The sequence below is a fragment of the Hydrogenophaga taeniospiralis CCUG 15921 genome (assembly GCF_001592305.1).
Classification (GTDB): Bacteria; Pseudomonadota; Gammaproteobacteria; order Burkholderiales; family Burkholderiaceae_C; genus Hydrogenophaga; species Hydrogenophaga taeniospiralis.
Map to the genome: position 1 here is coordinate 419,179 of NZ_BCWR01000001.1, position 13,846 is coordinate 433,024.

Annotated in this window: 12 protein-coding genes; 7 read left to right on the forward strand and 5 right to left on the reverse strand. The window is 67.3% G+C overall.

The annotated features are described in order from the left end of the window. Positions 1-125: 125 nt before the first annotated feature. Positions 126-1,058, reverse strand: a complete 933-nt coding sequence (locus HTA01S_RS01940) for an electron transfer flavoprotein subunit alpha/FixB family protein (protein ID WP_068166867.1) — start codon at positions 1,056-1,058, stop codon at positions 126-128. Positions 1,059-1,092: 34 nt separating this feature from the next. Next, positions 1,093-1,842 carry an electron transfer flavoprotein subunit beta/FixA family protein gene (locus HTA01S_RS01945; protein ID WP_068166868.1) on the reverse strand — a complete coding sequence of 250 codons (750 nt, stop codon included), beginning with the start codon at positions 1,840-1,842 and terminating at the stop codon, positions 1,093-1,095. A 382-nt stretch (positions 1,843-2,224) separates the two neighbouring features. On the opposite strand from HTA01S_RS01945, the gene HTA01S_RS01950 reads away from it, so the two are divergent. From HTA01S_RS01950 to HTA01S_RS01960, 3 genes are all read left to right on the forward strand, one after another. Then, entirely contained in the window at positions 2,225-3,238 is a 1,014-nt protein-coding gene (locus tag HTA01S_RS01950) for a TRAP transporter substrate-binding protein (protein WP_068166869.1), read from the forward strand. A gap of 105 nt (positions 3,239-3,343) precedes the next feature. Next, the gene (locus HTA01S_RS01955) at positions 3,344-3,859 is read left to right on the forward strand and encodes a TRAP transporter small permease (protein ID WP_084235770.1); all 516 of its coding nucleotides are present in this window, start codon (positions 3,344-3,346) and stop codon (positions 3,857-3,859) included. Further along, the gene (locus HTA01S_RS01960; protein WP_068166870.1) at positions 3,856-5,151 is read left to right on the forward strand and encodes a TRAP transporter large permease; all 1,296 of its coding nucleotides are present in this window, start codon (positions 3,856-3,858) and stop codon (positions 5,149-5,151) included. The genes HTA01S_RS01955 and HTA01S_RS01960 overlap by 4 nt, the downstream gene beginning before the upstream one ends. Here the strand turns inward: HTA01S_RS01960 and HTA01S_RS01965 are convergent. Genes HTA01S_RS01965 through HTA01S_RS01975 form a run of 3 tightly spaced genes read right to left on the reverse strand, consistent with a single transcriptional unit; the run spans position 5,138 to position 8,254 of the window. After that, the gene (locus HTA01S_RS01965) at positions 5,138-6,466 is read right to left on the reverse strand and encodes a mechanosensitive ion channel family protein (RefSeq protein WP_068166871.1); all 1,329 of its coding nucleotides are present in this window, start codon (positions 6,464-6,466) and stop codon (positions 5,138-5,140) included. The genes HTA01S_RS01960 and HTA01S_RS01965 overlap by 14 nt on opposite strands. A gap of 23 nt (positions 6,467-6,489) precedes the next feature. Continuing rightward, positions 6,490-7,308 (reverse strand): enoyl-CoA hydratase, encoded by an 819-nt coding sequence (locus HTA01S_RS01970; protein ID WP_068166872.1) that lies wholly within the window; start codon positions 7,306-7,308, stop codon positions 6,490-6,492. Next, entirely contained in the window at positions 7,301-8,254 is a 954-nt protein-coding gene (locus tag HTA01S_RS01975; protein ID WP_068166873.1) for a histone deacetylase family protein, read from the reverse strand. The genes HTA01S_RS01970 and HTA01S_RS01975 overlap by 8 nt, the downstream gene beginning before the upstream one ends. A 26-nt stretch (positions 8,255-8,280) precedes the next feature. Here HTA01S_RS01975 and HTA01S_RS01980 point away from each other — a divergent pair, with 26 nt between their 5' ends. From HTA01S_RS01980 to mltB, 4 genes are all read left to right on the forward strand, one after another. Continuing rightward, positions 8,281-9,201, forward strand: coding sequence for an AAA family ATPase (locus tag HTA01S_RS01980; protein WP_068167120.1), 921 nt, complete (start codon positions 8,281-8,283; stop codon positions 9,199-9,201). 237 nt (positions 9,202-9,438) lie between these two features. Further along, the gene (locus HTA01S_RS01985) at positions 9,439-10,494 is read left to right on the forward strand and encodes a DUF58 domain-containing protein (protein WP_068166874.1); all 1,056 of its coding nucleotides are present in this window, start codon (positions 9,439-9,441) and stop codon (positions 10,492-10,494) included. Positions 10,495-10,660: 166 nt separating this feature from the next. Then, entirely contained in the window at positions 10,661-12,706 is a 2,046-nt protein-coding gene (locus tag HTA01S_RS01990; RefSeq protein ID WP_068166875.1) for a transglutaminase family protein, read from the forward strand. Between the two features lie 2 nt (positions 12,707-12,708). Further along, positions 12,709-13,818: a lytic murein transglycosylase B gene (gene mltB / locus HTA01S_RS01995; protein WP_245637981.1), complete on the forward strand. Its 1,110-nt coding sequence runs from the start codon at positions 12,709-12,711 to the stop codon at positions 13,816-13,818. The last annotated feature ends 28 nt before the right edge of the window (positions 13,819-13,846 follow it).

A 13,846-nucleotide genomic window follows, 5' to 3' on the forward strand; every position in this document is an offset into this window, starting at 1 on the left:
CGCGTCACCCCCTCAAGGGGGCGCAGCCTGCGGCCCGGCTAAGCCGGTTCCGCGGCTGCTGCTGGATGGCGTTGTCGCTCTTGTGAAGTTGCTGCCTCGACGACAGCGTGGAAGTCGGTTCAGGCTTACAGCGCCTTGATCAGCTCAGGCACGGCCTCGAACAGATCGGCCTCCAGGCCGTAGTCGGCCACCGAGAAGATCGGGGCTTCGGGGTCCTTGTTGATCGCCACGATCACCTTGGAATCCTTCATGCCGGCCAGGTGCTGGATCGCACCCGAGATGCCGCAGGCCACGTACAGCTGTGGCGCGACGATCTTGCCGGTCTGGCCGACCTGCCAGTCGTTCGGCGCGTAACCCGCATCCACCGCGGCGCGGCTGGCGCCCAGGGCGGCGCCCAGCTTGTCGGCCAGCGGGGTCATGACTTCGTTGAACTTCTCGGCGCTGCCCAGCGCGCGGCCACCGCTGACGATGATCTTGGCGGCGGTCAGTTCGGGGCGGTCGCTCTTGGCGATTTCGCTGCCCAGGAAGGTGCTCTTGCCGCTGTCGGCTTGCGCGGCCTGGGTTTCCACGGCAGCCGATCCACCGGTGGCAGCGGCCGGGTCGAAACCGGTGGTGCGCACGGTGATGACCTTGGTGGCGTCGGCGCTCTGCACGGTGGCGATGGCGTTGCCGGCGTAGATCGGGCGCTCGAAGGTGTCGGCGGCGATCACCTTGGTGATGTCGCTGATCTGGCCCACGTCGAGCTTGGCGGCCACGCGCGGGGCGATGTTCTTGCCACTGGCGGTGGCGGGGAACAGGATGTGGCTGTAGCTGCCGGCGATGGCCAGCACCTGGGCGGCCATGTTCTCGGCCAAGCCGTGCGCCAGGTATTCGGCGTCGGCGTGGATGACTTTGGACACGCCGGCGATCTGGGCGGCTGCGGCGGCGGCTGCCCCGGCGTTGTGGCCGGCGATCAGCACGTGCACCTCACCCCCGCACTGGGCGGCGGCTGCGACGGTGTTGAGCGTGGCGCCCTTGATGGTGGCGTTGTCGTGTTCGGCAATGACGAGTGCGGTCATGTTCTGTGTTCCTGTGTTCTGGTGGGCTTTGGGCTCAGATGACTTTCGCCTCGTTCTTCAACTTCTCGACCAAGGTCGCCACATCCGGCACCTTGATGCCCGCACCGCGCTTGGGCGGCTCACTGACCTTCAAGGTCTTGATGCGCGAGCTCACGTCCACACCGAGGTCTTCGGGCTTGACGATGTCCATCTGCTTCTTCTTGGCCTTCATGATGTTGGGCAGCGTCACGTAGCGCGGCTCGTTCAGGCGCAGGTCGGTGGTGACGATGGCCGGCAGGGACAGGCTCAGGGTCTCCAGGCCGCCATCGACTTCGCGGGTCACATTCACCTTGCCGTCCACCACCTCGACCTTGTTGGCGAAGGTGCCTTGCGGCAGGTCGGCCAGCGCGGCGAGCATCTGGCCGGTCTGGTTGCAGTCGTCGTCAATGGCCTGTTTGCCCAGGATCACGAGACCGGGCTGTTCCTTGTCCATCAGGGCCTTGAGCAGCTTGGCCACTGCCAGCGGCTGCAGTTCTTCGGCGGTTTCCACCAGGATGGCGCGGTCGGCGCCGATGGCCATGGCCGTGCGCAGGGTCTCCTGGCATTGGGTCACGCCGCAGGAGACAGCGATGACTTCGGTGACCACGCCCTTTTCTTTCAGGCGCACGGCTTCTTCCACCGCGATCTCGTCAAACGGGTTCATGCTCATCTTGACGTTGGCGATGTCCACGCCCGTGCCGTCGCTCTTGACGCGCACCTTGACGTTGTAATCCACCACGCGTTTGACGGGGACGATGACCTTCATGTTGGGTTGCTCCAGATGGTTGTGAAAACAGGGTCCGAATTGACGTGCACGTCAATTCCCGGGATTGTATGCCGACCCCTTGTGGGGGCGAGGAAGGAACGGGTTGAAGCCGCCCATGGGTGCCGCCGATGTGGCAGTCGAAAAAACGAACGATCGTGCTTTTTCAGGATTATAGGGGAACGATAGCGCGACACAAAGCCCTTTTACCTTCGCAGGTTCGAAACGGTGGCTTCGCACGGCATTAACCAACCATACGGTCGGCTAATTCGGGTAAGTCTGGAGTTGGCCCGATGGGGTCTTCGCCTATATTGAATCGGACCCATCCATGGACACCCCGAACGCCTGTTCCACCGCCCCCCCGATGATCACTGGAGACCTCCGCATGAAACTTCGCCACCTGTTCGCCGCCGCCCTGTCCACCACGGTGCTGGGCAGCGGACTCGCGTCTGCCCAGACCGTGTTCACCGTCTCCAGCTGGCTGCCTCCCACGCACACCCTGAGCACGGTGCAGAAGAACTGGTGCGACATGCTGGAGAAGGAAAGCGCGGGCCGCATGAAATGCAACATCCTGCCCAAGAGCGTGGCCGCGCCTCCCGGTACGTTCGATGCGGTGCGCGATGGTCTGGCCGACATCTCCTACACCGTGGACGGCTACACGCCGGGCCGCTTCATCAACACGCAGGTGGCCGAGTTTCCCTTCCTGGGCGACAGCTCGGTGGCGACCTCGGTGGCCTACCAGCGCATCTACAGCAAGTACTTCGCGCCGCTGGGGGAACACCGCGGGGTGAAGGCGCTGGCGGTGTTCACGCACGGCCCGGGCATCATCTTCAACAGCAAGAAGCCGGTGACCTCGGCCGCCGACGCGGCCGGTCTGAAGTTCCGCATCGGGGGCGGCAACATCAACGAACTCTCCAAGGCCATGGGCTGGAACACCACGCTCAAGCCCGCGCCCGAGTCTTTCGAGCTGCTCTCCACCGGCGTGATGGACGGCACGTTTTTCCCCGATGAATCCGTGGCTTCGTTCAAGCTCAGCATGGTCAAACACGCCACCACCTTCCCCGGCGGCCTGTACAACACCAGCTTCGTGTTCATGATGAACGAGGGCAAGTACAAGGGCCTGTCGCCGCAGGACAAGGCCGTGGTGGACAAGCTCTCGGGCGAAGTCGCCGCGCGCATGTTCGGCGAAGGCTGGGACAAGGTGGACGCGGCCAGCCGCGACATGCAGAAATCCATGGGTGTGGCCCGTATTGCCGCCGACAAGGCCTTCGTGAAGGCGGTCATGGACAAGCAGGACTACCTGGAAACCAAGTGGGCCGCCGCGGCCCAGGTCAAGGGGCTGAAGAACCCCAAGGGCGTGCTGGCCGAGTTCCGTGCCGAAATCGCCAAGGTGAAATAACGCGACGCTCCCCGCAAACCCTCCAGGCTCGCTACAGTGGGCCGATGGCGTGGCCGCGCAGGCCACCGCGCCATCGGCCTTCTTTCTGTTCTGAAAGCTCACAACATGCTCAAGACGCTGGAACGCGCGCTGCGCTGGTCGTCAGGTCTGATGGCCGCCATGGCGCTGTTCTCCATCATGTGGCTCACGGTGGTGGACGTGACCGGCCGCAAGTTCTTCAGCCACTCGGTGCCCGGCGGCCTCGAACTCACCGAGATCCTGATGGTGATCGTGATCTTCGGCGCGCTGCCCCTGGTGTCGTGGCGCGGTGAACACGTGGTCTTCGATTCGCTCGACGCCTTCACGCCCGACTGGCTGCGCAACATCCAGACCCGCATCGTCAACCTGGTCAGCGCGGCGGTGTTCGGCTTTCTCGCCCGGCTGATGGTGATGCGCGCCGAGCGCTTCGCCGAATACGGCGACACCACCGTGCACCTGCAACTATCGATCGCCCCGGTGGCCTGGATGATGGCGGGCTTTCTGCTGCTCACCGCGCTGGTGCACTTGCTGTTCGTGTTCGTCGCGGCCCCCACCCCTTCGCACCACATGGCACCGGTAGCGGGCGAAAGAGCCGCGCCATGACGGAAGCGGTCCTCGGGTTTCTGGCCGTCTTCGCGATGGCCTTTCTGCGCATCCCGCTAGCGGTGGCCATGGCGATCGCCGGCATTGTCGGCATGGGTCTGCTGCGGGGCTGGCAGCCGGCCTTCGCCAGCACCAGCCAAGTGATCTTCGAGACCGGCTTTCACTACGTGCTCTCGGTCATTCCCCTGTTCGTCCTGATGGGCAATTTCGTGGCCCGCGCCGGCATGGCCAAGGAACTGTTCACCGCGGCCAACGCCTTCGTGGGCCACCGTCGCGGCGGTCTGGCCATGGCCAGCATCATCGCGTCGGGCGGTTTCGGTTCGATCTGCGGTTCGTCCATCGCCACCGCGGCCACCATGACGCGCGTGGCGTTTCCCGAGATGAAGGCGCACGGCTACAAGGACACGCTGGCCACCGGCGCCATCGCGGCCGGCGGCACGCTGGGCATCCTGATCCCCCCGTCCACCATCCTGGTGATCTACGGGATCATCACCGAGACCGACATCGGCAAGCTGTTCATCGCCGGCATCCTGCCTGGCATCGTGGCCATCGTCTGCCTGTGCCTGGGCGTGGTCTTCGTCACCTGGCGCGACCGCTCGGCCGGCCCGCCGGCCGAGCGGTTCACCTGGGGCCAGCGACTGGCCGCCATCCGCGGCATCTGGGGCGTGGCGCTGCTGTTCGCCCTGGTGATCGGTGGCATCTATGGTGGCGTGTTCACCGCCACCGAGGGCGCAGGCGTGGGCGCGGGCGGCGCCTTCCTGTTCGCCTTGCTGCGCGGCTCGCTCACGCCGCGGGTACTGATGGACATCCTGGTGGAGAGTTCCCGCACCACCGCGATGCTGTTCACCATCCTGATCGCGGCGATGATCTTCACCAACTTCATCAACTTCACCTCCATGCCCGGCGACCTGCGCGACTTCGTGCTGCAGTTCAGCCCGCACCCCATCATGGTGGTGGTGATGATGATGGGCATCTACCTGGCGCTGGGCATGGTGATGGAGGAACTGGCCATCGTGCTGCTGACCATTCCGGTGTTCTTCCCGGTGATCATCGGCCTGGGCTTCGACCCGATCTGGTTCGGCATCCTGATCGTGACCATCGTGGAGATCGGCATGATCTCGCCGCCGGTGGGGCTGAACCTGTTCGTCATCAACTCGCTGCTGCCCAAGGTGAAACTGGGCAACATCTACCGAGGCGTGTGGCCCTTCGTGATGGCCGACGTGGTGCGGCTGGGCATCCTGATCGCGTTCCCCATGATCGCGCTCTGGTTGCCCGGCTTCATGAGTCGCTAGCGGGCAGACTTGGTGCCACATCCGCCGCAGCCCGCGGATGGATGTGCAGCACGCGCTGCGGGTACGGAATCTCGATGCGATGGGCCCGAAGTGCCTGCAGCACGCTGCGGTTGATCAGCGAACGGATGTTGAGCGTGCCGTTTTCGGGGTCGGCGATCCAGTAGCCCAGCGTGAACTCCAGCCCGTCGGCGCCAAAGGCCGACAGTGCCACCGAAGGCGCTGGCTCGATCAGCACGCGCTGGTGGGCCATGGCGGACTCCATCAGCAGGCGGGAGACCAGTTCCACATCGCTGTCGTAGGCCACAGACACCACCGTCGACTGCCACAGGCGGCCGTCGGCCAGGGACAGGTTCTCCACCCGGTTGGTGATCAGGATCTCGTTGGGCACGATGGACTCGCGGCCCGTGGTCGCACGGATCACGGTGTAGCGCGCGTTGATGTCGGTGATGCGCCCTTCGAAACCATCCACCTTGACGTTGTCGCCGATGCGCATGCTGCGCTCGGCCAGGATCACGAAGCCGCTGACGTAGTTGGCCGCGAGTTTCTGCAGGCCAAAGCCGATGCCCACGCCGATGGCCCCCCCCAGCACCGAGAGCGCCGTGAGGTCGATGCCCACCGCCGACAGGGCCAGGATGAGTCCCAGGAACATGAGCAGCGCGCGCGTGGCATTGCTCACCGCCTTGCGCAGCGACAGATCACCGCCGACCGCCTTGCGCAACAACCGCCGCTCGATAGCGGAGGACACCCACAGCGAAAGGATCAGCACCGCGCCGGCGGTAAGCGCGCCTTCGATCATGGTGCGCAGGCTGATGGTGGAGGCACCGATCTTCCAGGTGATCTGGTCCAGCTCGTTGAGCACCACCGGCAGCAGGCCGCTGACCCACAGGACCATGGCCAGCCAGGCCAGCCAGGAGATCGTGCGCTCCAGCACCTTCACCCAGGGGGCGGTGGCAAAAGCAACCTGCAGCACCTTCACACCCACCCGGATCACCACCAGCGAGACCAGCACCGGAATGGCCACCTTGAACACCGCCAGCGGCACGGTCTGGGTGAGCAATGCGCGCGCGATGTAGCCCAGCGTGAGCAGCAGCAGGGGAAACATCACCCCATCCACCAGATGCCGGCCAAACAGCACAGAGGTTTTTTCGTCCTGCACGACCAGCGAGCGGCGCAACAGCCAAGTGAGGCCACTGGCCACGGCGATGCACAGAGCCAGGGCGCCGAGCTCGACCAGCACAGTGGGCTGGGTGAAACCGGCGATCCAGAGATCGAAGTCGTCGATGGGCTTGGGCGTGGCGGAAACGGGAATGGACATGGGCAAGAAACAAGGGGAAAGGGTCAGGCGCGCCAGCTCGGCGCGCGTTTGTCGATGAAGGCCTGCACGCCTTCCTGGGCCACATCGTGGGCCATGTTGCAGGCCATGGTCTGGCCGGCCAACTGGTAGGCCGACTCCATGCCGGTCTCCAGCTGGCGGTAGAACAGCGCCTTGCCCATGGCGATGGCTTCGCGCGGTTTGGCCACGAGGCGATCCACCAGCGAGGCCAGTTCCGCGTCGAGCGCGTCGGCGGCCACCACACGGTTCACCAGACCCCGGATTTTCGCTTCCTCGGCCGAAATGAAATCGCCGGTGAGCAGCATTTCCATCGCCTGCTTGGGCAGCATGTTGCGAGACAGGGCCACGCTGGGCGTGGCACAGAACAGCCCGACGTCGATACCGTTCACGCCAAAGCTGGCCTCGTGGACCGCCACCGCCAGATCGCACTGCGCCACCAGCTGGCAACCCGCGGCCGTGGCCAGGCCCTGCACCCGCGCGATCACCGGCAGCTCCAGCTTGCGGATGCTCATCATCAGTTTCGAGCATTGCGCGAACAGCGTCTGGTAGTACGCCAGGTCGGGCTTCGCCTTCATTTCCTTCAGGTCGTGTCCGGCGCAGAAGGCGCGGCCGTTGGCGGCGATCACCACCACGCGCGCCTGCGGGTCGGCCGCCACCGCGTCCAGCGCCGCCTGCATCGCGGTCATCATGGCCTCGGACAGCACGTTGAAGCTGCGCGGCGCGTTCAGCGTGAGGGTGTACACGCCGCGCGGATCGCGGGCCTGCAGCAGCAGGAGCTCGGCGCCGGTGGCGGGTGCGGGGGTCGGGGTGGTGCGGTCAGACATCGGCCAGCACCCGCAAATGGGCTTCCACGCTGCGCGCCAGCGCGCTCAGGTCGTAGCCGCCTTCGAGGCAGCTCACGATACGGCCCTTGGCATGACGCTGCGCCACCTCCTTGATGCGCTGCGTGATCCAGGCGTAATCCTGCTCCACCAGACCGAGCTGGCCCATGTCGTCTTCGCGATGCGCGTCAAAACCGGCGCTGATGAAGATCAGCTCGGGTTGGTGCGCGTCCAGCCGCGGCAGCCACATGGTGTCGATCAGTTCGCGAATCTCCATGCCCTTGGTGTAGGCCGGCACCGGCAGGTTCACCAGATTGCTGGCGCTGGAGTGTTCGCACACCGGGTAGAACGGGTGCTGGTAGAAGCTGCACATGAGGATGCGCTCGTCGCCGGCCACGATGTCCTCGGTGCCGTTGCCGTGGTGCACGTCGAAATCGACGATGGCCACGCGTTTCAAGCCATGGCGCTCCAGCGCGTACTTGGCGGCCACCGCCACGTTGTTGACGAAACAGAAACCCATGGCCTGGTTGCGCGTGGCGTGGTGGCCGGGCGGGCGCACGGCACAGAAGGCGTTGAGCAGCTCGCCGGCGAGCACCGCGTCGGTGGCGTCGATGGCGGCGCCGGCGGCCACCAGGATCGCGTCCCAGGAATGGATGTTGATGGAGGTGTCGGGGTCGACCTGCGCGTGCGTCGGGCCGCCGGCGGCGATCTCGTCGCGCAGCCCGTCGGAGAGGCCACGCAGCGACGCCAGGTGCATGCGCCCATGGGCCAGCTCCAGGTCGGCCATCGAGGCGGGCGTGGCCTCGCGGCGCTCCAGTGCGTGGTCGAGCCCGGTGATGAGCAGGCGGTCCTCGATCGCGTCGAGCCGCTGCGGGCATTCGGGATGCCCGTTGCCCATCTCGTGTCTCCAACAATTCTTGTGTGTGAAAAAGCCGGTGGCCTGACTCATGGTGGTTTTACGGTATGGTTCGCGGCATGCACGCCGACACAAAAATACACCAACTTCTGGTTCAGCTTAACACGGTGATCGTGGGCAAATCGGCCCAGGTTTCCGACTGCGTGGCCTGTCTTCTCGCGGGTGGACACCTGCTCATCGAAGACGTGCCGGGCGTGGGGAAAACCACCCTGGCGCACGCGCTTTCCAAGTCTTTCGGACTGCAGTTTTCACGCGTGCAGTTCACCGCCGACCTGATGCCCAGCGACCTGGTGGGCGTGTCCATCTACGAGCGCGGACGCGAGAGTTTCGTGTTCCACCCCGGCCCGGTGTTCGCCCAGGTGCTGCTGGCCGACGAGATCAACCGCGCCAGCCCCAAGACCCAGAGCGCCCTGCTCGAAGCCATGGAAGAAAAGCAGGTCACGGTGGAGGGCGAGACGCGCGCCCTGCCGCACCCCTTCTTCGTGATTGCCACGCAGAACCCGCACGACCAACTGGGCACCTACGCGCTGCCCGAGTCGCAACTCGACCGTTTCCACATGCGGCTCTCGCTGGGCTACCCCGACCGCGCCGCCGAACGCGAGTTGCTGCGTGGCGCCGATCGGCGCGACATGCTCGAACACCTGCAGCCGGTGCTGACCCCGGCCGACCTGGCCCGGCTGCAACAGGCCGTGGCCGAGGTGCACACCGCCGAACCGGTGCTGGAATACCTGCAGGACCTGGTGGCCGCCACGCGCTCCGGGCGCTGGTTCGCCCAAGGGCTCTCGCCCCGCGCCGCGCTCGCCGTGGTGCGCTCGGCCAAGGCCCAGGCCTACCTGAGCGGGCGCGACTACGTGGCGCCTGATGACATCGCCTCCATCCTGCCCCAGACCGTGGCGCACCGGCTGATCCCCGTGAGCAGCGCCGGGCGCGGCGCGGTGGAACAGGTACGCGCGATGCTGGAAGCGACGCCGCTTCCATGATGTGGACCACCCCCGCGGCGCTGCGCGCCACCCCCTCAAGGGGGCAACACCTGCGGCCCGGCGGAGCCGGTTCCGCGGTGTTTCTGGGTTCGGGCACTTCGCTCCGGCTTGGTGACTGTTTTTTGGCGTTTCCCCAAGCGCCCAATTTGAGTGGCGCGGCGGAGCCAGTTCCGCGGCGTTTCTGGGTTGGGGCACTTCGCTCCGGCTTAGTGGCGGGTTCTTCCGTTTTGAACTGACATGAGCTCCGCCACCCAGCACCCTCCCGCTGCCGCTTCAGGCGTCACTCCTGTGCGCGCCGGCTGGCGCCACCCGCTGCGGGCTTTGCGTGGGCGGCTGCAGCGCTGGTGGCACAGCCGGCTGCCGCTGACCGACACCCTGGTCCTGACCCAGCGCAACGTCTACATCCTGCCGACCCGGCCGGGCTGGATGCTGGCCCTCACCCTGCTTCTGCTGCTGGTCGCGAGCATCAACTACCAGCTCAACCTGGGTTACCTGCTCACCTTCCTGCTGGCGGGCTGCGCAGTGGTGGGCGTGTACGTGTGCCACGCCAACCTGCGCGGCCTCACCCTGCACCTGTCCCCTCCCGCGCCGGTACACGCCGGCCAGGCCGTGGCGCTGGACATCCGGTTGTCCAGCGAGCGGCGCCGGCCGCGCTACGGCATTGGCCTGGGGGTGCTGGGCGAGCGCATCGCCGGCCCCGCCGACGCCCAGCTGGCCTGGACCGACGTGCCCGCGCAGGGCAGCGCGCCGCTGCAGGTGGCCTGGGCGCCCCCCGCTCGCGGGCTGCACCGCCTGCCCCCACTGACCGCGCTCACGCTGTTTCCGCTCGGCACCTTCCGCGTCTGGACGGTCTGGCGCCCGGCGGCGCAGGCGCTGGTCTACCCCGCGCCCGAAGCGCATCCACCACCGCTGCCCCCGGGTGAGCCGCTCGCCGGCAGCTCGGGCGCCGCGCGGGTGCAGAGCACGGGCGAGTTCGACGGCGTGCGCGCGTACCGGCGCGGCGATCCGCTCAAGGCGGTGGTGTGGAAAAAGGCGGCCCAGGCCTTCGCCGGCGGGCGCGACGATCTGGTCAGCCGCGACGCCCTGTCCACCCAGCGCCAGCAGCTCTGGCTCGACTTTGCCCACGCGGGCGCGTCCGACACCGAGGCCCGCCTTTCGCGCTTGACGGCCTGGGTGCTCATGGCCGAGGGCCTGGGGCTCGACTACGGTCTTCGGCTGCCCGGCCACGAACTCCCCCCCGACCAGGGCCCGGGCCACCGTGCCCGCTGCCTGGAGGCGCTGGCGTTGGTATGACACACCCCCGCAGCGCTTCGCGCTACCCCCTCAAGGGGGCAAGCCGATGCGGCCCGGCAAAGCCGGTTCCGCCGGCTTCCCGGATCGGGCACTGCGGGCCGGCGGTGCCCTGGGCTGGACCGTTTCGTGCGCCGAGCCTCGCCCCTGGCGCGGAGAAGCCACTGACATGAAACATCTGCTGCCCCGCTTCGCGACTTCCCCAGTTGGCCCGGCCTCGTCCCTGCCCCGGGACACGCGCGACACGCTGTTCCTGCTGGCCGTGATCGCCTGGGTCGCGATGATGCAGATCGGCCAGATCCCGTGGTGGTGCACGGCGCTCACCGCAGGCGTGCTGGCCTGGCGCACCACTTTGGCGCTGCGTGGCCTGCCGTTGCCGGGCTGGGCCTGGCGCATGGGCTTGCTGGCGCTCACCGTGTTGGCCACTTGGTGGACCCACCGCACGCTTTTGGGGCGCGATGCCGGCGTCACGCTCATCGTCGTGCTGCTGGCGCTCAAGACGCTGGAGCTGCGCGCACGGCGCGACGCCTTCGTGGTGTTCTTCCTGGCCTTCTTCACCCTGCTCACGCATTTCTTCTATTCGCAGTCGCTGCTCACCGCCGCCGGCATCCTGATCGCGCTGCTGGGCCTGCTGACCGCGCTGGTCAACGCCCACATGCCGGTGGGCCGTCCGTCCCTGGCCCAGGCAGCCCGCATCGCTGCGGGCATGGCGGCCATGGGCGCGCCCATCATGCTGGTGCTGTTCCTGCTGTTCCCCCGGCTGTCGCCGCTGTGGGGCATGCCCGGCGAGGACGAGACCGGCCGCAGCGGCCTGTCGGGCAGCATGCGGGTGGGCCAGGTCGCCGAGCTGGTGCTGGACGAGGGCATCGCGCTGCGCATCCGGTTCGACGATGCGCCGCCGCCCCAGGGCCAGCTGTATTTCCGTGGCCCGGTGCTCAGCGACTTCGACGGCATCGAATGGCGCTCGCTGCGCTCGGGCTTTCCGACCTCGATGGCGCTGCCGACCGACCTCAACGTCTCGGGCCCACCAGTGCGCTACGAAGTCACCATGGAGCCGAACCGCCGGCCCTGGCTGTTCGTGCTGGAAGCCGCCACGCAAGTGCCCGAGGTGCCGGGCACGCGCGCGCGCATGAACAGTGATCTGCAATGGATCACCCTGCGGCCCATGGACGCCCTGGTGCGCTACCGGGCCGAGAGCTACGTGAACTTCCGCCACGGCCCGCTCGCCCCCGTGGTGGGCCTGCAGGACCACATCGAACTGCCGGGCGGCTACAACCCACGCACGCTGGCGCTGGCGCTGGCACTGCGCCGCGAGCACGGCAGCGGGCCACAGTCCAACGCGGCACTGATCGACGCGGTGATGGAACGCCTGCGCACTGGCGGCTACACCTACACCCTCGACCCCGGCGTGTACGGCCAGCACACGGCCGACGAGTTCTGGTTCGACAAGCGCGAGGGTTTCTGTGAACACATCGCCAGCAGCTTCGTGATTCTGATGCGCGCGATGGACATTCCCGCGCGCATCGTCACCGGCTACCAGGGCGGTGAGCTCAACGGGGTGGACGGCTACTGGACGGTGCGCCAGCGCGACGCCCACGCCTGGGCCGAGGTCTGGTTGCAGGGCCGAGGCTGGGTGCGTGTGGACCCGACCTCGGCGGTGTCGCCGGGCCGCATCGGCTCGTTCGAGCGCCTGCGCGCGCCCGAGGGTGCGGTCGCCGGCGCTTTCCGCAACCTCAGCCCCACGCTCACGGCCCAGTTGCGCGCGGTGTGGGAAGCGGTGAACAACCGCTGGAACCAGTGGGTGCTGAACTACACCCAGGGCCAGCAGCTCGATCTGCTGAAGAAGCTGGGCTTTTCTTCGCCCAGCTGGACCGACCTGGCCTATGTGCTGATCGGCGTGGTGGTGGGCGTGAGCCTGCTCGGCGCGGCCTGGACGCTCTGGGAACGCCAGCAGCACGACCCCTGGCTGCGCCTGCTGCAGCGCAGCCGCAAACGGCTGCGACAGCTGGGCCTGGACAGTGGCGATCACCTGCCGCCACGCGAACTGGCCGCCCAGGTGCAGCGGCATTTTGGCCCCAATGAATTCAGCAACCGCCTCGCACAATGGCTGCTGCGCCTCGAAGCGCAGCGCTACAGCCGCCACAGCACGCTCACGCTGGCGGCGCTGCGACGCGAATTCCAGCAACTCACCTGGCCCCGGAAACCCCTCCATTGACCATCCTCTTTCGACTGTCTTCCCCCGCGCGGCGCGTGGCATCCACCGCATCCGCACTGCTCGTGGCGCTGTGCCTGCAGAGCGGCACCGCCCTGGCCCAGAACGGCGACAACGGCGCCACCAGCCCGCCGCCCCCCTTCACCTACGACCAGCACGAGGCCGCCATGGCCTTCGCCGACGACCTGGCCAGCCGCCGCAACCTGGACCCGGCCTGGGTAAGGCAGCAGATCGGCGCGGCCCAGCGCTTGCCCGCTGTGATCCGGCTGACACAGCCCGCCCCCACCGGCACGGCCAAGAACTGGGCGGCCTACCGCGCCCGCTTCATCGAGCCGGTGCGTCTCCAGGCCGGTCTGCAGTTCTGGCAGACCCACCGCGAGGCGCTGGAACGCGCCGAGCGCGAGTTCGGCGTGCCCGCGAGCCTGATCGTGGGTGTGCTTGGCGTGGAATCCCTGTACGGGCGGTACACCGGCAACTTCCGTGTGATGGACACGCTCACCACGCTCGCCTTCGACTTCCCCGCCAGCCACCCCCGCGCGGCCGCACGCGCCGAGTTCTTCCGCAGCGAGCTCGAGCAATACCTCAGCCTGACCCAGCGCACCGGCCAGGACCCGCTGGCCCTGCGCGGCAGCTACGCCGGCGCCATGGGCTGGCCCCAGTTCATGCCCAGCAGCTGGAACAAGTACGCCATCGACTTCGACGGCGACAGCCGGATCGACCTCATCAACAGCCCGGCTGACGTGATCGGCTCGGTGGCCAACTACTTCACGCACTTCGGCTGGCAGCCCGGCCTGCCCACCCACTACCCGGTGGCGTTCGACCCCGCCACGCTGGATCTGGATGCCTTGCTCGCGCCCGACATCCTGCCCACCTTCAGCCCGGAGCACTTCAGCGCCCAGGGCGCCATGCTCGAAGGCCCGGCCCTGCAGCACAACGGCAAGCTCGCCCTGATCGAGCTGCAGAACGGCGACCCGGCCAACGGCGGCGCCCCACCGAGCTACCTGGCCGGCACCGAGAACTTCTACGTGGTGACGCGCTACAACTGGAGCAGCTACTACGCGCTCGCGGTGATTGAGCTGGGGCAGGCCGTGCAGGCGCTGGTGGAGGGGCGGTAGCCAGCCCTGGAAGCGGTCGCGTCCAGGG

Bases quoted from the DNA above. Each gene is read 5' to 3' on its own strand.
- HTA01S_RS01990 (WP_068166875.1), top strand. From the start codon at position 10,661: ATGAAACATCTGCTGCCCCGCTTCGCGACTTCCCCAGTTGGCCCGGCC.
- HTA01S_RS01940 (WP_068166867.1), bottom strand. From the start codon at position 1,058: ATGACCGCACTCGTCATTGCCGAACACGACAACGCCACCATCAAGGGC.
- HTA01S_RS01965 (WP_068166871.1), bottom strand. From the start codon at position 6,466: ATGTCCATTCCCGTTTCCGCCACGCCCAAGCCCATCGACGACTTCGAT.
- HTA01S_RS01960 (WP_068166870.1), top strand. From the start codon at position 3,856: ATGACGGAAGCGGTCCTCGGGTTTCTGGCCGTCTTCGCGATGGCCTTT.
- HTA01S_RS01945 (WP_068166868.1), bottom strand. From the start codon at position 1,842: ATGAAGGTCATCGTCCCCGTCAAACGCGTGGTGGATTACAACGTCAAG.
- HTA01S_RS01970 (WP_068166872.1), bottom strand. From the start codon at position 7,308: ATGTCTGACCGCACCACCCCGACCCCCGCACCCGCCACCGGCGCCGAG.
- HTA01S_RS01950 (WP_068166869.1), top strand. From the start codon at position 2,225: ATGAAACTTCGCCACCTGTTCGCCGCCGCCCTGTCCACCACGGTGCTG.
- HTA01S_RS01985 (WP_068166874.1), top strand. From the start codon at position 9,439: ATGAGCTCCGCCACCCAGCACCCTCCCGCTGCCGCTTCAGGCGTCACT.
- HTA01S_RS01980 (WP_068167120.1), top strand. From the start codon at position 8,281: ATGCACGCCGACACAAAAATACACCAACTTCTGGTTCAGCTTAACACG.
- HTA01S_RS01955 (WP_084235770.1), top strand. From the start codon at position 3,344: ATGCTCAAGACGCTGGAACGCGCGCTGCGCTGGTCGTCAGGTCTGATG.
- HTA01S_RS01975 (WP_068166873.1), bottom strand. From the start codon at position 8,254: ATGAGTCAGGCCACCGGCTTTTTCACACACAAGAATTGTTGGAGACAC.